This is a genomic window from Bartonella refiksaydamii, from assembly GCF_902652675.1.
GTDB classification, from domain to species: domain Bacteria; phylum Pseudomonadota; class Alphaproteobacteria; order Rhizobiales; family Rhizobiaceae; genus Bartonella; species Bartonella refiksaydamii.
This window is the reverse complement of record NZ_LR736289.1, coordinates 177,149-196,605: the sequence shown is the minus strand read 5'-3', so window position 1 is coordinate 196,605 and position 19,457 is coordinate 177,149. Positions and strand designations below refer to the sequence as shown.

15 protein-coding genes and 1 pseudogene are annotated in these 19,457 nt (G+C 36.2%); 9 read left to right on the top strand and 7 right to left on the bottom strand.

What is annotated here, in order from left to right:
• Positions 1–46 precede the first annotated feature (46 nt).
• On the top strand, positions 47–1,927 hold the full coding sequence (locus GQO39_RS00855; protein WP_156850535.1) for an AsmA family protein: 1,881 nt from the start codon (positions 47–49) through the stop codon (positions 1,925–1,927).
• Positions 1,928–2,020: 93 nt separating this feature from the next.
• On the opposite strand, the gene GQO39_RS08775 is transcribed toward GQO39_RS00855, so the two are convergent.
• Complete coding sequence (locus tag GQO39_RS08775; protein ID WP_198039392.1) at positions 2,021–2,164, bottom strand: hypothetical protein; 144 nt, start codon at positions 2,162–2,164, stop codon at positions 2,021–2,023.
• 236 nt (positions 2,165–2,400) lie between these two features.
• Between GQO39_RS08775 and GQO39_RS00850 the strand changes: the two genes are divergently transcribed.
• From GQO39_RS00850 to GQO39_RS00840, 3 genes are all read left to right on the top strand, one after another.
• Entirely contained in the window at positions 2,401–3,144 is a 744-nt protein-coding gene (locus tag GQO39_RS00850) for a 16S rRNA (uracil(1498)-N(3))-methyltransferase (RefSeq protein ID WP_156850534.1), read from the top strand.
• Positions 3,145–3,212: 68 nt separating this feature from the next.
• The gene (locus GQO39_RS00845; protein WP_156850533.1) at positions 3,213–4,586 is read left to right on the top strand and encodes a glutamate--cysteine ligase; all 1,374 of its coding nucleotides are present in this window, start codon (positions 3,213–3,215) and stop codon (positions 4,584–4,586) included.
• Positions 4,587–6,445: 1,859 nt separating this feature from the next.
• Positions 6,446–7,801, top strand: a complete 1,356-nt coding sequence (locus GQO39_RS00840) for an L-cystine transporter (protein ID WP_007553151.1) — start codon at positions 6,446–6,448, stop codon at positions 7,799–7,801.
• A gap of 14 nt (positions 7,802–7,815) precedes the next feature.
• Here GQO39_RS00840 and GQO39_RS00835 read toward each other — a convergent pair whose 3' ends face one another.
• Positions 7,816–8,700: a methyltransferase domain-containing protein gene (locus GQO39_RS00835; RefSeq protein WP_007553150.1), complete on the bottom strand. Its 885-nt coding sequence runs from the start codon at positions 8,698–8,700 to the stop codon at positions 7,816–7,818.
• A gap of 187 nt (positions 8,701–8,887) precedes the next feature.
• Here GQO39_RS00835 and GQO39_RS00830 point away from each other — a divergent pair, with 187 nt between their 5' ends.
• Positions 8,888–9,673 carry a ComF family protein gene (locus GQO39_RS00830; protein WP_156850564.1) on the top strand — a complete coding sequence of 262 codons (786 nt, stop codon included), beginning with the start codon at positions 8,888–8,890 and terminating at the stop codon, positions 9,671–9,673.
• Between the two features lie 48 nt (positions 9,674–9,721).
• Positions 9,722–9,976 carry a glutaredoxin 3 gene (grxC, locus tag GQO39_RS00825; protein WP_007553148.1) on the top strand — a complete coding sequence of 85 codons (255 nt, stop codon included), beginning with the start codon at positions 9,722–9,724 and terminating at the stop codon, positions 9,974–9,976.
• Between the two features lie 16 nt (positions 9,977–9,992).
• Here grxC and ubiG read toward each other — a convergent pair whose 3' ends face one another.
• On the bottom strand, positions 9,993–10,736 hold the full coding sequence (ubiG, locus tag GQO39_RS00820) for a bifunctional 2-polyprenyl-6-hydroxyphenol methylase/3-demethylubiquinol 3-O-methyltransferase UbiG (protein ID WP_156850532.1): 744 nt from the start codon (positions 10,734–10,736) through the stop codon (positions 9,993–9,995).
• A 627-nt stretch (positions 10,737–11,363) separates the two neighbouring features.
• Between ubiG and GQO39_RS09480 the strand changes: the two genes are divergently transcribed.
• Positions 11,364–11,522, top strand: coding sequence for a DUF6990 domain-containing protein (locus GQO39_RS09480; protein WP_439647145.1), 159 nt, complete (start codon positions 11,364–11,366; stop codon positions 11,520–11,522).
• 124 nt (positions 11,523–11,646) lie between these two features.
• Positions 11,647–11,928, top strand: coding sequence for a DUF6990 domain-containing protein (locus GQO39_RS00815; RefSeq protein ID WP_156850531.1), 282 nt, complete (start codon positions 11,647–11,649; stop codon positions 11,926–11,928).
• Between the two features lie 811 nt (positions 11,929–12,739).
• On the opposite strand, the gene GQO39_RS00810 is transcribed toward GQO39_RS00815, so the two are convergent.
• From GQO39_RS00810 to GQO39_RS09475, 3 genes and pseudogenes are all read right to left on the bottom strand, one after another.
• A complete protein-coding gene (locus GQO39_RS00810) occupies positions 12,740–13,309 on the bottom strand; it encodes a disulfide bond formation protein B (RefSeq protein WP_156850530.1) in 570 nt (189 codons plus the stop codon).
• 11 nt (positions 13,310–13,320) lie between these two features.
• Positions 13,321–13,929 carry a YqaA family protein gene (locus tag GQO39_RS00805; protein WP_040298955.1) on the bottom strand — a complete coding sequence of 203 codons (609 nt, stop codon included), beginning with the start codon at positions 13,927–13,929 and terminating at the stop codon, positions 13,321–13,323.
• Positions 13,930–14,538: 609 nt separating this feature from the next.
• A pseudogene (locus tag GQO39_RS09475) lies at positions 14,539–15,250 on the bottom strand (hypothetical protein); the annotation flags it as partial.
• 781 nt (positions 15,251–16,031) lie between these two features.
• On the opposite strand from GQO39_RS09475, the gene GQO39_RS00790 reads away from it, so the two are divergent.
• Positions 16,032–17,288: an aspartate kinase gene (locus tag GQO39_RS00790; protein ID WP_156850528.1), complete on the top strand. Its 1,257-nt coding sequence runs from the start codon at positions 16,032–16,034 to the stop codon at positions 17,286–17,288.
• 799 nt (positions 17,289–18,087) lie between these two features.
• Here the strand turns inward: GQO39_RS00790 and nhaA are convergent.
• Positions 18,088–19,449, bottom strand: coding sequence for a Na+/H+ antiporter NhaA (gene nhaA / locus GQO39_RS00785; protein ID WP_156850527.1), 1,362 nt, complete (start codon positions 19,447–19,449; stop codon positions 18,088–18,090).
• Between the last annotated feature and the right edge of the window lie 8 nt (positions 19,450–19,457).

Genomic DNA, 19,457 nt, shown 5'->3' with positions numbered 1-19,457 from the left:
GGTTTTCTTTCAATCTGTTATAGAGGTAAACGTTTAGAGGAATATTGTGCGCGCCAGAATAATAAAATTTTTGAGCGGAATTTTCATTACAATTATTTTTTTGTTTGGAGTTGGTATTCTCATTTTACCTTATCTTGTGTCTACAGATACAATACGTATTCGTTTAGCACAGGATTTGAGTGCATGGACGGGCTATAATGTGCAATTGCGTGATCCACCGCGGTTAAATCTTTTTCCTTACCCTAAAGCATATCTTTCCGGTGTTACTTTTACATCAAAAATGAATAATACTGTACCGTTAATGGAAGCTGAATCAATCGAAGTTGATCTTTCTTTGATGGATCTTCTTTGGGGTCATGTTTCTTTTTCAGAGACGCGAATTGTGCATCCGCAATTTGTTATGGAAAAGCCCGTTAAAACAGTAGCAGATCTTTTTGATAGTTTTTCACGGTCACAGGGTGTATTAGGATTAGCAATACGCAATGCTCGTGAAATAATTAAACATAACCCTGATCAGCCAGATATAGAGCGTCTTTTGAAGCAACCCTTCGGACGGATTGTGATCGAAAATGGTGTACTTGTGTATCATGATGGTATTTCCGGTATGCCGGAAAAAATAACGGGATTAAATGCAACGTTAGATTGGCCCGAAACGACCCAAGAAGTGCGGATTCGTGCAGATGCTCGTTGGCGTGGAGAGTTGACAAAATTATCAATTGATGCCGATCAAGCGTTGCTGCTTTTAGCAGGAGGTAAAAGCCAAATCAAGGCAAGTCTTAATTCTGTGCGTGGTGGTATAACTTTTGTAGGGCAGGCACGATTATCCGAATACTATATTTTTGACGGAAAGGTATCGATGCGCTCTCCGGGGTGGAATCAGACATTGACTTGGATTGGAGGTAACCAGTTTTGGGGATATAAATTAAAAACTCCTATTGTATGGGAGTCTCGTTTTTTAGCGCAGCCAATGCATATTCAAATGAATAATGTTACATTTACAATAGGTACAGCAAATGCACGTGGAGCTTTAGAACTTGATTATCAGGATTATGTACCGATTATAATAGGATCTTTAGCATTTGATAATCTAGATTTTAACCTATTGGGATCAGTATTTTTTTCAGTTAAAGGGAAGAAGCCATCCTGTGATATGGCAATTTTTGATCGTATTGGGGTGGATGTTCGGCTTTCATCACCACAAGCAAAAATAGGTAATATTGCGCTCACGAATTTAGCGGCTGCGATACAAATAAGAAATGGGCATGGCATTTTTGATCTTGGACATGCAAATATTTTTGGTGGATCATTCCAAAGCAATATTGAAATTGCAACAGCTGGTCAGAAAGTACTTATTGAGGGACGTGCCTCAGGGACCTCCGTTGATATACAGGATGTTTTAGAAGTTCTGGGAATTATCCCATTTGCACAAAGCAAAGCGAGCTTTACCATGACGGTACAAACGCTCGCTAGTTCTTGGTCAGAAGTTTTTACGAAAATAAAAGGAGAATTGGCACTGAGTATGTCTTCTGGTCGACTATTAGGATATGATTTGAATGAATTACAGTCAAAGCTTTCAAAAAGTGAACAATTTGTCTTAAAGAGTCACGACGCCCTTTCAACAGCTTTTGATCTCTGGGATATTCAAACAAGCTTTTCAGATGGTACGATCAAGATAACAGAATCATTAATGCGTACGGCGGACTGGAATCTATCCCTTTGGGGAATAATTGCATCTACTGTCATGAAAGACCAGCAAAACGAGTTTACATTACAGGCACAATTACGAAAAAGTAATAGCTCAGAAACTGTATGCAGAGATATCCAATGCCTCGCTAATAGCCTTGTGCGGCCTTTTAACTTTTCTCTTAGCTCTACAGAACAGGGGCACGGAATTTTTTTTGTCAAAAAAGATATTAATGCAGATTGATAACCGTTTTTCATTTAGCATTGGTGGGGATTTTAGAAAATTACTAAAAAATATCATGTTGTCGTAAAATTTTAGGGATAAGCTAACCGGTGTTTATTGAATTTCCGAAGAAATACCATAGCCATCTTTGGCGATTGTATGTTTCTCATCCGCTCCAACGGAACCAATTCCGATAGTGATCAGAATAAAAGTTAAGAGGGTAGCAATAGTAATAACTGTGGCTTTTTTAGCAGACATATTTTTCCTCAAATTATGCGATCAATGATTGATTGCGATGGTGAACAGTGTGTTTTTATGAAATCGTGTGAAAGAAGAATCACTTAGTGACCTATTTGTTCCACTATTATCTCATAAAGCTAAAAAAACTCTATAATTCTTTCTCTATTATAGTTCTATAGATATATTTTTTTCTTTTTGTTATATGTTTTTCTCTATTTTTTCGATAATTATAGTTAGCTTCGATACGACTTTTTATGCGCATAAATTATAAACTTAAAAGATTATTTATCCGGCAACCTCTTGCTTTAGATAAAGAAATAAAGATAGAAGGGGCGCAAGCTTCTTACCTTATACGTGTTTTGCGGATGCAAGAAGGAGCCGAAATTTTACTTTTTAATGGACAGGATGGTGAGTGGCTTGCTAGACTCATCACTATTAAGAAAAAATTTGTTGTAGTTCAGCTTATCCATCAAGAAAGATTGCAAACGACGCATTCGAATCTTATTTACTGCTTTGCTCCACTTAAAAATGCGCGTTTGGATTATATGGTGCAGAAAGCTGTTGAAATGGGGGTATCGGTTTTGCAGCCTGTTATAACGCAACACGCACAGGTTACGCGTATCAATATGGCGCGTATGGAGGCTAATGTTATTGAAGCTTCTGAACAGTGTGGCATTTTATCTTTGCCTGAATGCGTATCAGCTGTTTCGTTGACAGAACTTTTAGCACATTGGGATGAGACACAACCTTTGTTCTTTTGTGATGAAGTGCAAATACCGCATAATCCATTACATCTTTTAAAAAATTATAAAATTACAACATCTGGTGTTCTTATCGGACCAGAAGGTGGGTTTAGTAAAGAAGAACGGAATTTTTTAAAAAAACATCCTTTTGTAATTCCGATATCTTTGGGTCCGCGTATTTTACGCGCCGATACTGCAGCTGTTGCTGCTTTTGCCCTTCTTAATGTTACCGTGGGGGATTGGTCAATTAATTGAGAAGTTCGTAAAATTATTCTAAACAATTCGTTAAAAATGATAGAACTGATGACAGGATACGATAAGTTATGGCGCTTGATATAACTGATGAAAGTGAAATTTATAACTTAGATTCCTTGGTTAGTTATTTCCAAGGGGGGTGTAAGAAAAAAAATGATTGGCGTATAGGTACAGAGCATGAAAAATTTCCGTTCTATAGAGATGGTTTTCGTCCTGTCCCCTATGAAGGGACAAGAGGAATTCGCGCACTTCTAGAAGGAATGCAAGAAGCTTTAGGATGGAATCCTATTCTAGATGAAGGAAATATTATTGGCCTTGTTGGATCAGTTGATCAAGGTGCTATTTCTTTAGAGCCTGGAGGACAATTTGAATTATCTGGTGCACCGTTGAAAACGATTTGTCATACTTATTATGAGGTGATGGAACATTTAGCACTTCTCAAGAAGATTTCAGGACCATTGGGGATTAGTTTTCTCGGGATGGGTGCTAGTCCGAAGTGGACTTTGGCGGAAACTCCCCGCATGCCTAAATCACGTTATCAGATTATGGCCGATTATATGCCAAAAGTTGGTCACAGTGGTCTTGATATGATGTATCGCACATCGACTGTTCAAGTTAATCTTGATTTTTCATCTGAAACTGATATGCGGCGAAAAATGCAAGTATCAATGAAGTTACAATCCATTGCAACAGCATTATTTGCCAGTTCACCTTTTACAGAAGGCAGTCCGAATGGCTTTTTATCTTGGCGCTCTGAAATTTGGTGTGACACGGATAATCAGAGATCTGGAGTTCTTCCCTTTGTATTTTCTGAGAGTTTTGGTTTTGCCGATTACGTTGACTGGGCACTTGATGTACCAATGTATTTCGTTGTGCGCGACGGTCGTTATTATGATTGTACACATATAACTTTTCGTCAGTTTATGAATGGAGCATTAAGAGACAAGATTGCAAATTCAATGCCTAATATGGGAGATTGGATTAATCATCTATCCACTTTGTTTCCTGAAGTGCGCTTAAAACGATTTTTGGAAATGAGAGGTGCTGATTGCGGTTCTTGGAAGCGTATATGTGCGTTGTCGGCTTTTTGGGTTGGGCTTCTTTATGATAGTGAAGCGCTTAATGAAGCAGAAGCTTTGACAAAAGATTGGTGTTTTGAAGAAGTTTTAGATATGCGCAAACGTGTTCCTAAAGAAGGATTAAGAACACCTTTTCGTCAAACCATAATTTTAGAAATAGCTCGTGAAGCTGTTGCTATTTCACGCAAGGGTTTAAAAAATCGCTGGCAATATGATGCTGATGGTTTTGATGAGACAAATTTTCTAGATTCCCTAGAAGAGGTGATCGCAATGGGTCAAACAGATGCTGATAAATTTTTGTCCCTTTATCATTCTATTTGGGATGGGACTGTGGAACCTCTATTTTTAGAATGTGCCTATTAAATTTGAGGAAGAGAGAAAAATATTTTACGCATTTAGAGAAGTGTGTATTATTGTTGTTGTGCATTCACGGACTTTCTTTTAAAAGAGACATTGCATCCCCTTGTGTTATTCACGAAGGATAGAATGGAAGATTTAGTGGGCCTTGTTTTCTTGACTTATACCAGTAACAGATCAGGACTATAGTGATACTTCGTTAATCTAAAATTGTATTTTCTTTTGCATTAAAATGACTTATTTAGCCCTTTCTAAAACATTTTTTATCCACACATTCATCTCGCGTGTGATGTGCAAATAAGCGGTTTTTTTTGATTCACTTTAAGACGAGTCTAGAATGAGAGAATCTTACTGTATTCAGTATACTCATTCAAGTGGCAAAACGATAAATTACCATTACAAATCAATAGACTATGCTAATAGAGCATTTTTTTAAAATACGTTTTCAACATTAATGTTTATTCTGTTACTCATTGTTTGTATTTGTTTTATAGCGTTTTTTGTATCACATCTTACTGGTGATATTGTCTTTCTTTTTGTGTCATGATGCGGTATATCTGTGTAGAAAGAGCGCAAACAACAGCTGTATTTTTAAAACGAGTTATAGAATTGTGTGTTATCATTCTCTCTGTATTCATAATTTGCTCTTCTTGGTTAATGTCAGTTAGGAATTTAGAATTTTTTGTGTACTCAAATATCGAATCATAAAAGTTTCTTTCAAGTTTTGCTAAAAAGAAAATTCCTTCTAAATTATTCCAGTTAACATCGTATTGGATTGTATTAGCTTGAAAAGCCTTAAGTTTCGTTTTTTTAGTTGTTAGACAGTAGAGTTGATAGTTCTTTATCTTCTTTGCAACAAATCAGTAAAGCGTTCACAAAAAACAAAGATTATGTGATAATGCTTTAGAATACCAAATGCTGGATTAGTTATCAACTCTATTAAATATCTCGAAAATCGCCCTTTATCATATTCTATAAGTATGACGGACTTTATAATTTTCTTGAAAACTTTTATATATTTTTTTACTATTTTCACTTTTTCGCGGTATTCTAAACTTCTGTAGTTTTTATTTAGTACGTTTGATAAAGCTTATTGTAATGATTTTAAATATTTATCTTAGTCTATTCAAATAATATTAATACGGAATGTAAAGCTATAAATATTACAGTATGCATTATAGAAAATTTAGCTTTTTGTTTTAATAAACAGTCGAATTTTTAATGCAAATATTACTATGGTTGATGACACTTAATTGATCTACATGATTATATGATGTGTGTTGTTTTTATTGATAATTTATTCCAGATTATATTTAATGATATGTATTGTATGTATCCTATTGCATATCAACATAACGTTATGAATTTAAAAATCTTCGCGTTTGTATTTAGAAGGAACATTTTATGACTGCAGATAATTCACAACAGATGGCAATGAAAATTGCTGAAACTGTCGATAATAAAATTGGCAAGGATGGTTTGATATCTTTGTGTTAAGAGACATAAGCTATGGAGTTGTCTGGAAGCTTATCTATTGTTACTAAGGAGCTTATCATTTTACATAGCAGGAAGAATGATAACGCTATTCACATGATAAAATATATAGAAATCTTTCTCTTAGTTTTAAGATGCAATAAACGTTGTCCATATTTTATCCTGTTAAAAAAATTATCAATAATTAGGAGAATAATTTCATTCGATTTTTTATCTCCTTTAAACGGTTATTAGTAGATAAAAAATTCTCTTCTAACCGATAAATTAAAAAAATAATGATTTTGTAAAAAACTCATAAGGTTTATATGTTATCTCCAGATATTACGCATCATCTCATTCAATACCAAGCATAACAATAGTGGGTATAAACAATGACATTTAATTTTTTCATCAACTTATTTCTATTTGTTATTTTTTTGTTATGGCTTGTTCAAAGTAAGAGGATGGAATGGAGCCTCTCATTACGTGTTATGCTGGGGCTTATCCTTGGCTTAATTTTTGGAAGTGTTTTGCAGGTTATTTATGGAGAAGGTGAAGCTACTTTGTTGAAATCTGTTGAATGGTTTAACATTGTTGGAGATGGCTATATCTTGTTACTACAAATGATTGTTATGCCATTGGTTTTTGTTTCTATAGTCTCAGCGGTTGCTCATTTGCATTCTATTTATGCTGTTGGTAAAATGAGTATAATGACAATTTCAATATTGCTCTTTACAACTGCCCTTTCAGCGTTGGTGGGTGTTTTGGTCGTTAATGTTTTTGAATTAACGGCGCATGGTTTGGTACATGAAGGGCAAAATGTTTCTGTTGCTCTCGAGGATCGTATCTCTCAACTTGGAGATATGAGTGTACCAAAAATGATTTTATCCTTGATTCCTAAAAATCCATTTGCTGAGTTAACTGGAGCCAAGCGTACATCAATTATCAGTGTTGTTATTTTTGCATCCTTTTTAGGAGCAGCAGTTCTTCTTTTAAAGAAAGATGATGCAGAAAAAGGGGAAAAAGCGCTTTTATTTATTCAAGTAGCACAATCTTGGACTATGCGGTTAGTCCGTATTGTGATTGCTTTGACTCCTTATGGTATTTATGCACTTATGACGAAGGTAGGAGCAACCTCGCATGTTACAGATATTTTAGATTTATTGGTTTTTATTATTGCTTCCTATGTTGGTATTATCCTTATGTTTGCAATTCATGGTGTGTTGCTCGGTGTATCAGGAATTAATCCATTCCGTTTTTTTAAAAAGGTTTTGCCGGTTTTAACATTTGCTTTTAGCAGTCGTTCAAGTGCTGCAAGTATTCCCTTGAATATTGAGGCTCAAACACAATGGATTGGTGTACCACAGTCAATTGCGAGTTTTGCAGCCTCTTTTGGAGCAACAATTGGACAAAATGGTTGTGCAGGTCTTTATCCAGCAATGCTTGCGACTATGATAGCACCATCGGTAGGAATTAATCCCCTAGATCCTACTTGGATTGCTACCCTTGTTGGTGTTGTAACGTTAAGTTCTATTGGTGTTGCTGGTGTTGGTGGTGGTGCTATTTTCGCTGCATTGATCGTTTTGCCAATTATGGGGCTTCCTGTTTCTTTGGTTGCTGTACTTATGTCTATCGAACCCTTAATTGATATGGGGCGTACAGCTCTAAATGTAAGTGATTCAATGTTGGCTGGAACTATAACCAGCCAGATGTTACGGACAACGGATAAAAGCATCTTTGAAAAATAGTTTTTATGTTGAGTCTATAGTTTTCTCGGTTGTTTTACTAAAACATCTGCAAGGGATGTTTGCGCAGAACCTGGCTGTAGAGGTTTTTGCTGATTTGGGTGAGGAGCCCAACCAGAGAGCCAAATGAAAGAAAAACATGCGCGAATGCGGCCATCAGGATCGCTAAATTGTTGTGCATAGATTTCAGCCGCGCGGAGAAAAAAACGCTTGGATACAGGACGTCGTGAGCGATTGATGAGCGCATTTTGCATTCCCATAGCTTTAAGGTCATGCATAAGATCAAACATTGTATTGTAGCGTATAGTGATATCTTCAATATCTGCTACAGGTAAAGCAAAACCAATACGCTGTAAAAGAGCACCTACATCACGAATGTCAGCAAAAGGATAGATTCTAGGGCTTGCTCCGCCATAGATTTCAATTTCAGTTTGTAGGAGGCATTCACGTAATTCTACTAGTGTACCAGCTCCAGCCATAACTGCTAGAAATAAGCCATCTGGTTTAAGGATATTTTTTATCTGACTTAGAACACCAGGGGTATCATTGGTTAATTGTAATGAAAGAAGTGAAACGATAAGGTCACAATAATTTTTAGGAAAATCAAGAATTTCTCGATGACGTAAATGAAATTTTTTATCATGGCTTTGATAAAGTATGTCGGTTTCAACGCGTTCTACGGAATGGACTTTTCCAGACTTCATTAAAATTTGCGCGGCAAGATCTGTATGACTGTGTAGATCTAGAGCTAATTTAAAGCGACGATCAACGGTACTGAGACGTTTATAGAGATCCTCAGATACATAAGACAGTAAGAAATCGTATCCCTTTTTTGCTTTTTGGAAAGCACGTTTACGGTATTGTTCAATACGGTCATAATCAAAAATTAAAGGATGTGACATATCATTAAAGTCTTTCGATCTGTAATATAGTTATATTTTGAGAAGGTTCATTTTTGCGCAAGCTTTGTGCAGTTTATGATGTGAAAGAAAATAAATTTATAAAGAGTAAGAGTTTTTAAAGGAATTACAATTAGAAAATACAAAAGATTTTTTTTGAGCAGGGAAGCTATAAAAGCAGAATTTAGTGATGTTATGCTTTCAAGGAATGGCTTTAAATAGCGGGAATATATTGAGTAAGTTCATTGAGCACTTACTTACGGTTTTATATCCGCCCATTTGCCCTGGATGCAAGCAAAGAGTTTCTGCATATGGTACGATTTGCTCCGAGTGTTGGAAAGGTCTCCAATTTATCACAAAACCTTATTGTCCTGTTATGGGAATACCTTTTGTTTGTGATATGGGGGATGGTTTTCTCAGTGGTGAAGCTCTTCAAAATTCTCTTCCTTTTTCGCGTGTTCGCTCGGCTATTGTTCATAAAGGGGTGGCGCAAGTTTTGGTAACGCGATTGAAATATGGTGATCACATAGAACTGGCATCTTTTATGGCTAATTGGATGCTTTTTGCTGGGCGCGAAATTATTGATGATTGTGATGTTATTATTTCCATTCCTTTGCATTTTCGTCGCTTTTTTAAAAGGCGTTATAATCAATCTGCTGAGCTTGCTCGTTATATTGCAGTAGCGCGGAAAAAGATTTTTAAACCCAGCTGGCTTGTGCGTTGTCGGCATACCCGTCCGCAGGTTAGTTTATCTGCTAGGGAACGAAAATTGAATATGCTAAATGCTTTTGAAGTGCCATGTAAAATTAAAAAATATCTAAAAGGACGTTCTATTTTGTTGATTGATGATGTTTTCACAACAGGTGCGACAGTTACAGCCGCAGCTGCAGCATTAAAATGTGCGGGTGCACGGCAGGTTGATGTGCTAACTTTTTCGCGTGTACTAAAAGAATCTTCTATATTTCCTGATTTTTGAGAAAATTTTAAAGTTGACACTATTTGGAAAAAATTGGAGAATAATAATATGAAAGAAATAAAACTTTATACACGTCCTAACTGTCCTTACTGTATGAAAGCACGTGATTTGCTTGATAAAAAGGGAGTCAAATACATAGATATTGATGCATCAACCTCTCTTCGCCAAGAAATGGTGCAGCGAGCAAATGGGCGCAATACATTCCCACAAATTTTTATAGGTGATTACCATGTTGGCGGTTGCGATGATCTTTACGCTTTAGAAAACAAAGGGAAGCTTGATTCTTTGTTGCAAGACGTATAGTAGTTGCAGATTACACCTAAGACTTTTTAGCAAGAAGCAGATAATTGACGTCCATATCTTTTGAACGATTCCAGCGGTCTTTTAATGGATTATAGGTAATACCGATCTCATCAACAATAGTCAGAGCATTTTCTGATAAGAGGTGTTTAAGTTCCTGAGGTTTTAGGAACTTTTTATAATTGTGAGTTCCTTTTGGAAGCCAACGTAAAATATATTCAGCACCTACAATAGCCAGTCCCCATGCCTTCCATGTGCGGTTGAGTGTTGAGACAAACATCAATCCTTGTGGTTTGAGCATTTTTGCTGTGGCTGCTATGAAGAGGTTAACATCAGCCACATGTTCAACAACTTCCATGTTGAGGATGATATCAAATTGCTCCCCTTCATTGGCTAAGGCTTCTGCAGTAGTAGTACGATAATCAATTGAAAGGTTATTTTGGGCTGCGTGGATTTTTGCGACTTCAATATTCGTTTGCGCAGCATCAGCTCCGATAACCATAGCGCCAAGGCGTGCTATGGGTTCGCATAACAAACCGCCTCCACAACCAATATCAAGAATTTTCAAATTTTCGAAGGGCATAAGTGAAAGAGGATCGCGATGAAACTCTAAACAGATTTTTTCTCGAATGTAAGAAAGACGTGTTGGATTGAATTGATGAAGCGGTCGAAATTTTCCTTGTGGGTTCCACCATTCATCAGCAATACGCGAAAAATGATTAATTTCACTTTGATCAATAGTGGTATGCGCTTCATTCATCATCACGCGTGATTAATATAAAAACACAATAAAGTCAATATATTAATATGAATTTATAGTGTTTAAATCTTTTCAGAATTCACACTTTAATGTGTGATTTAATTGACCATTTTTTATAAAAATTACCATGCATGAACAAAATATAAAAAGCAGATGACACTACAAATATGATGATACATATAAGTAATTAAAGCAAATACAAACAAACATCATCATAACAGTTTATAATGCAACTTTACCACAACACAAACCGCATTGTTAAAAGTTCAATTATTTAAAATTGTCGATAACATAAATTGCGTGTGTTTTTAGGAATCACATCTCGTTTTAATGATTGTCTCGTTAATCACACATAAAATGCAAAAACTACAATTTTAAAAATTAGAGAATATAAAATCTATATCTATTGGTAGCATTTCCAGATTACAGTATTAAGGAGGGCAAAGGTTTGAAATCGTTATAATGTCATAGGGTTAATATCAAAATTCTTTTGTCAGTTTCTGTTAGTTCATTTAACACTGTATTTTTATAATTCCAAAGAATTGAAGAACGCGCAAGGGGGGTATACAATATTTTCTATTGGGTTGTATTTAGGGAAACTTAAAAAAACATGTACAGATATTCTTGCTTGTGCTGATTGAGGATGTTGAAAAACTCAAATTTTATAAGGAAAGTTTTAGGGTAGGCGATCGTTTAGATTTTGCAGAAGAAATAACGAAATATCTTATTGATCGAGTTCTTTCACACGGTGTTATCGATTCAGGCTGCCGAAATCTGCTTCACTTTTGACTTTTGATTTAGATACAGTCCCTCTTGAGGTAGAAGAAAAAACTTTTCTTACCACGGAGAGTACAACAGCGCTTTTTAAGGATTTAGACTAGACAGTTTAAAAATCGAGGAAAACAGCGATTATATGGCACCCTATCAATTGTCAAATCGCGAAGTGCAAATTCATTATAGTGACAAAATCACCAAAAGTTGTCCACAATTTTATGACGGAGTTTCTCTGTTAGTACTGGCATTTTTTGCTGCTGCCTGTGAGGTGATCAAGATGAATGACGCGCATTATGATTTATTTCATATTGCTACTCTTGCTTTATTGAGTGATGCTGAGACCTTGCAGTTTTATAATCAAAGTTTCGCTATGGAAGATCATTTAGGTTTTGATAATAGTATTCAAAAAGATTCATCTTGAATACGCACTAGTTTTAGCTAAAGAAGTAGAAAAAGCCAAACAATTAAGCTACACTTTGATTGGACTGGTGGAAAAAAGCTTGCAATAAATTAAGCTTTTCCAACTAAGGGTAGCCTCATTCTTAGAAGAAAAAAATGGCAAGGTCTATTCGGAAAAAGGACAACAAATAGCTGCTCTCAAGAAATTTCAAAAAAATTATAAAAAATAGGGTACTGCCCAAAGGCATTATCACCAATTGTGACGTATTGCCTTGTCTCAGGCAGTAATATGAAGCTTTAAGGTGCTAACCTCAAGGCAGAGGAGATATGCAGTTTGTAGCGGGCAATTCTCTCATCGTTGCTTTAATGTAAGACTTTCGCAGCTATGATTTAAAGTGAGAAGAAAAGAATAGGGAGATTCTACGATATTCGGGTTTTTAATTCAAGTAAAATGATGAATAGTCTTTCTTGAAACTTCTCATAGTGTCTCCAAATACCGAAGTCTAGATGCATGATAATAACTCTTTGATCTGTATTGCTTTATGTCTAAAAATTCTAAATGTTCATTTCTTGGACTTCATTTAAATATTCTTGGAGTTTTGAAAAATCTAAAATGACTTCATGAGAAGGAGCATCTATTATTTTTGCTTTCCTTCAAATTTCATAAAAGCTTATTTTTTCATCGATTCTAAAAAAGGCGATTCTCGACCATCTGTAAAAGGTGTAGTGGTATAATAAATGACACCATCTATCTTTCCATCTAGCGGCAAAATGTATGCACTGTATCGTTTGCAATTTTGATTGCACGTGGTCCCGTTCGTGTTTTGCAGTTATCATTTTTTATAGCTTGCAAGAAGCCCTTTTGAAGCAACAGTAAAGCTGATAAGTGCATAAAATAGGCTGGCAATGACGTTCCAACCGGCAAATGAGAGAAAAAGAAATCGCATGGGCGCTTCAGAACAAGAAGGAGGATGGATGTTATTCAAATGGTTGAACAGTTGATTGACGTCTGTTGTTCTTCTCATTGCACTTAAACCACAACTGGAGGGAGCTGTCCAAAAGCCATATTCAATACCTGCGTGATATACCGCTAAAATAAGACTGATGGTCATTAAGACAAAAACACATAAAAATAAAAGTTGGACCCAAAAAGACATGCGAAAAAACCATGCCCCAAAACCTGCTAAAAGCAAAAATGGTATAGCACCATAATATGGAAAACGTTCAATAAGGCATAAATCACAAGGAAGATATCCTCCTATATGTTCAAAACCAAGTGCTAGTCCTATAGTGACTGACATGCAAAAAGCGAGAAAAAAAGCCCATAAACTTTGTTCTTTTCTGCTTGGTTCAAGATGAAAGTGCTTGTGCAAAATATGCTGAGAAGAAAAAATGTGTGCCATTGAGCATGTCCTTAAAAGAAAAGGTGTTTGTTCACAAAGGCTATGAAAATTCCATAGACCAATAGGAGAATAACACAACCAATCAGGACAATCCATTTGAAGTGATGGGTAAGAAAATTCATTGCTTGTTGTCCAAAACGTTGAATAAGCCACGCGAGAAGATAAAAACGAGCTCCCCGAGCAAAAATACAGGTAAGAATGAAAAGTTCAAGATGTACGCCTATAACACCTGCCAAAATCGTGACAATCTTGATAGGGGGAAGGTGTAAAAAACCTGAAGTTATCAGTAAAATTATAAGAAATTTCAGTGTTGCACTGTTCTGTAACGTTTGAAAGTTTTCAACTTGACCGTAAAATTCTAAAATCGGTTTAGCTATAGTGTCATAGGCAAAATGTCCAATGAACCAACCCACAATTCCTCCTAAAACAGAACATATGGTAGCAATAAAAGCGTATTGATAAGCTTGACGAGGATGAATAAGTGCCATCGGAATATACAAAACATCTGCTGGTATTGGAAAAACAGAACTTTCAATAAAGGCAATGAACCCAAGCCAGTGGGGAGCTGTGCGTCGATTCGACAAAGAAATTGTCCAAAGCTTTAATTTCTTTAATAGCATAAGAGCTTTCATAAGTCTAAGAAGTAAAGGCTTTACAAATTGTACTCCATAAATCTGGAGAAGCAAATGCCTCATTAAGTTTGTGCTTTAGCTGTTGTTTGTAAATCAATTTCCAATCCTCATGCTATTACATACCTGAGAAAAAGATTAAAACGGTTCAGTATTGTAGAGTCAGTCTTAGCCTTATTGAGGTAAGTATATTGTGTAATTTGTTTGAGAAATTTCTGAAACGGAAAGACAGCCCCATTTTGAAAGGACATAAAGGCGTAAAGGTAAAAAAACAGTTCTTTATTATCTTCCTTTTTTCATTTCTAGGGTTTTCAAAAGCATAAGAAATGTATCGGTTAAACAAATTCCTTCAAAGGATATATGATCTCCTTTCATGAAACTATAAAGAGTCGTTTCAATATGTATGGTAGCAATACAATAGACCAACAAGAAAATTTTGCTAGCATGGATATTATAACGGAACTTATATATCCTCTGGTTTAATCAGACCTGATTGCAAAAGCCGCGTGATAAAATTTCCTGCTCTGGTAAAGGAATTAGAGACACTACGAGAACTCAGGCTTTGTTCAAGATTTTACTCTAAAACATCGTTGATGTCATTAAGATAAAATCGATAATTTCAATCTGAATGTAAACAATCTCGAGCCTATTGGTTATCCTTTTGAAAGTTTTTGCAAAGGATTTTTATAAAGTTTGATAACAAAATTCTTTAAGATTTTCGTTTCTTCTTCAATATTTATTTTATCCAATTCAGCTAAGATATTTTCCATAGTTTGAGCGACTGCATTCATATGTACAAACCCATTTTCCTCAAAGATTTAAAACTATATATGCTATAAGATCTTGTGTTAGTCTCAAGTGTTTTCTTTTGCTCAACATTGTCATATAGTTTTTCTTTATTTCACGATGAAACGTATCAAAATATGCTTCGCTTTCCCCATCAGAGAGGATGTTTTTAAGATGGGTATGTGATTTTGTGCGATTTCTGCTACATTGTCTGCTCGATTACTTCTCATAATCTGTTATTTCAAATATTTTCAGAAAAATTGTCTTGATATGCCTGATAGGATTTAATTTCTTCTGCTCGACGCATCACGCATCTCACTGCCTATATCACATCCACTTGGCTATTGCGCGGGTGTAGAAACAGTATTGCCTCAAGAGCAGGAATCTCCATCTCTTCTGAAAGACAGCGTACATTGCTTAATATTCGACAAACATTTTTACCGGCATTTTCTTTAAGCCAATCCGGTCCTTTATTGAGTGTCTTCATACTAAGTGTTCCATCAATATGCTTTACTGTACAGTCAAGAAAGAGAACAGTTTTCAGGAAATCATTTATATGAGATTTAATAATTTGATTGAATGCATTGCATATTTAGAGGTATTGATATCTTTGCAAAGAGATAAAACACTACGCATGGGCTCTGTATTATCATCAACAGCGGCTTTCTTATCTATTTTAGTAAGAGCTCGATAGCAGCCGATAATCTTTGCAGTGTCACTAAAAATGCGCGAGGGCACTGCTATGTATAGATGTTTTCCCCCTAATAATGCTGTTATCATGACCCTTGATAAACTCAGATTCACGGTTGTCTGTTTCCAACACAGCTCCAGTGGTATGATGGGGTAAAACTTACATTGAGTGGCACATAATCATCTCGATTACGTAGCTTCACAATCAGATCAATACCTATATCATTTTTATTCCAACCTTTATGCTCTCGCACTCATTTGTAATAAGACTGAACTTTTCATATTCTTTCTTGTACACAGGGGCTTATATCAAATTAAGCAATGACAATTTTTTAAAAGAAATTCGCCTATCATGTGCCTCTTCTGTATAATTATGGTAAGATTCTACTAGAGAGCATAATGTTAAGTGGTTTTCTATTTATTAGTTGCTCTCCTTTTATTTGTTATAATTTAGTCGGATCGATTTTATCTAAGGCCAAGAGAAATTAATATAAACATAACTGAACTTGCACAAATGATAGATATTCTGTATGTGGAAAAGTACTTTGTTAATACAAAGCAAGGCCCCATTTCCATTGTTGTTTGAGATAAGAAATGTAAAGGTAAGAGTGTTATTGATGGCACGGATTGTTATGAAATTTGGCGGAACGTCTGTAGCAAACATTGAATGTATTCATAATGTTGCACGGCATGTCAAAAGAGAGGTGGATGCAGGAAATGAGGTTGCGGTTGTCGTATCCGCGATGGCTGGAAAAACCAATGAGCTTGTTCAGTGGACGTGCGACGCTTCACCAATACACAAAGATACTTACGAATATGATGTAGTTGTTGCTTCTGGTGAGCAGGTAACAGCAGGTTTATTGGCTCTTACACTCCAAGCAATGGAAGTGAACGCGCGTTCATGGCTTGGTTGGCAAATTCCTATTCATACAGATGGCGCGCATAGCCGTTCACGTATTACAGATATTGATGGTTCTTTTTTAATACAGCGTTTTCAGGAAGGCCAGGTAGCGGTTATTGCTGGTTTTCAGGGATTAGGTCCGGATAATCGGATTTCTACCTTAGGGCGTGGAGGGTCAGATACGAGTGCTGTTGCTATAGCAGCCGCTATACAAGCTGATCGTTGTGATATTTATACAGATGTGGATGGTGTTTATACAACAGATCCGCGGATAGAACCTAAGGCACGCCGTTTACCAAAAGTTGCTTTTGAAGAAATGCTTGAAATGGCTTCTCTTGGAGCAAAGGTTTTACAGGTTCGTTCTGTTGAATTAGCAATGGTTCATAAAGTCCGTACCTTCGTGCGCTCGAGTTTTGAGGATCCTGATGCATTAAGCACGGGTGATCCAATGAATTCTTCTGGAACACTTATTTGCGATGAGGATGAAATCGTGGAACAACAGAATGTTACTGGTATTGCTTTTGCTAAGGATGAAGCGCAAATTTCGCTCCGTCGACTTGCAGATCGTCCGGGGATCTCCGCAGCAATTTTTGGCCCCTTAGCTGAAGAGCGAATTAACGTCGATATGATTGTGCAAAATATTTCTGAAGATGGCTCAAAAACTGATATGACTTTTACTGTACCATCAGCAGATGTAGATAAAGCTGTTGCGCTTCTTGAGAAAAATCGCAAAGAGATTGGGTTTGATGTTATCCAATTTGAAAGTGATCTTGCCAAAGTATCTGTTATTGGTATTGGAATGCGCAGCCATGCAGGTGTTGCAGCTACAGCATTTAAGTCATTGGCTGAAAAAGGTATTAATATTCAAGCAATTACGACTTCAGAGATTAAAATTTCCATTTTAATTGATAGCGCTTATACTGAACTTGCGGTTAGAACATTACATGCTGTTTATGGACTTGAGAAGGGCTGACCATTTTTTAGTGCTAAAAAAACTCTAAATAATATTAAGCATTTATATGTGGTGAGAAAGAAGGAGAACGCCATACACAAGCTAGTGAGAGGAGAAATACACCACTTTTTCTAATGCATGTTACGTAGGAATTTCTATGAATATTGAGCTAGACTACATCAGATTATTCGCGCAATTATGCAAAACAGAGCTGATGAGATATATTCCATTAGTGATTTGCTTTTCTCAAATGATTGGTGGGAACTTTATATGTATACTATACTCTTTTCATAAGAGTGAGTAAAAATTGATAGGAAGATTTTGTGCAGCCATTGCTTATAAAAGAAATATTTTCAATTTAAAGAATACGCTAAAGCCTTCTTTTCCCTTAGCATACCGATTGTATAGCTCTTGGTTTATTTTCTATAGTCGGCTTTGGATATGAGTTTATTGACATCATATGCAGAAAAAAGTTTCTCATAGCTTTCAGTGAATCACACGATATGCGCTTTGTTATCGAAGCTGCAGTTTGCATAATAACAATAAGTTGAGATGTTTGAAATTACCACCTGCGATTTTAGTACAAACATTTGCAATAAACAATTCGTTCTGCATTGCCTATTTGTTAATTATTTCAATATACATCATCCATTTGATTAATCCATCAAAATTTTAATGTTTTAATAAAATGAAGGCATATTATTGGAACAAATTACGTATTGTTTTTGATTAAATCTCTCTTATAAAGTTTATAAATAGGGGTTAGGTTCAGAGGGAAAGCGCTTTTAAAAATGAGTACAAAAGCGCATTGTCACTTGGTTTATTGGGAGCTATGAGGCATTTTTTTATTGCGCTTGATGTAAATGACTCCATATCCAAGGCCGACAAGAGCAGACAAACTAGATCCACAAAGTACCCCGATTTTTGCGGAATCAAGCAAAATAATATCTTTAAAAGCAAGCATTGAAACAAAAATAGACATTGTAAAGCCAATTCCTGCTAAAAATCCAATGAGTAAAATACCTGTCCATGTCATATGAGGAGGTAGGCGGCATAGTCCTGATTTTACGGACAAATAACTAGCAGTGATAATACCAAAAGGTTTACCAACAAAGAGACCAATAACCACACCGGATACAATCAAGAATGACTCATGAGAAGAAAGGTCAAAATTTGTAAAACTAACACCAGCATTTGCAAAGGCAAAAATCGGCATTACGCCGTACGCGACCCATGGATGCAATGCTTTCTGAACACGTGTTACTGGAGCAATCATATCACGCTGTCCTTTACGCATTTTTTTCAACGCGGTTGAGATATGATTCAGGTCTGTTTTCGTATTTTTTTCTTGAAGAACTTGCATTGCGCTGCTTAACATTGTGAGCGGTGCTACAAGAGTTCGAGTAGGAAAAACTGGAGTCATCATACCTAGAATTACACCAGCAAGTGATGGATGAACACCTGTTACCATTAAGCCCCACCAAATGATTGCACCGGGTAGAACGTAAAGCCATGCTGATGCGAGGCCAATCCATTGAAAAAATAACACTAAAGCAATACCTACAGCTGCAATAACTAAACCATTAGGATCAATGTTCGTCGAGTAGAAGAAAGCAATAATAAGAACAGCGATAATATCATCAATAATTGCTAAGGATAAGAGAATGATATGGAGATTAGAAGGAATTTTTTTTCCAAGAAGAGCTAGAATGCCTAGCGCAAAGGCAATATCTGTGGCCGTTGGCACAGCCCAACCGTGTGTATGTCCCCCGTTAAAGTTGAAGCTGAGATAAATAATTGCAGGGAAACAAACGCCACCTATTGCTGCAACAATTGGCAAAATTGCTTGTTTAAAATTAGCGAGAGCACCTTCATGAATTTCACGTCGGATTTCCATTCCAGCGACAAGAAAGAAAACAGTCATAAGGGCATCATTAACCCAAAAATGCAAATCCCATGAGAGGGTAAAATGGCCAAATTTAAAGCCAAAAGGTGTATGCAAAAAGGATTCATAGAGAGAAGCATATTCAGAATTGGCAAAAACGAGTGCAGCAGCGGCAGCTAATAAAAGCACAATGCCGCTGAGAGCCTCAATATGGAGAAAACGTTCGATAGCGGAAAGCGCTCGATTTGTAACGCGAGAAGCGCGATTAGGCAGGCGATTTGAAGATAAATCAGACATGAACAATT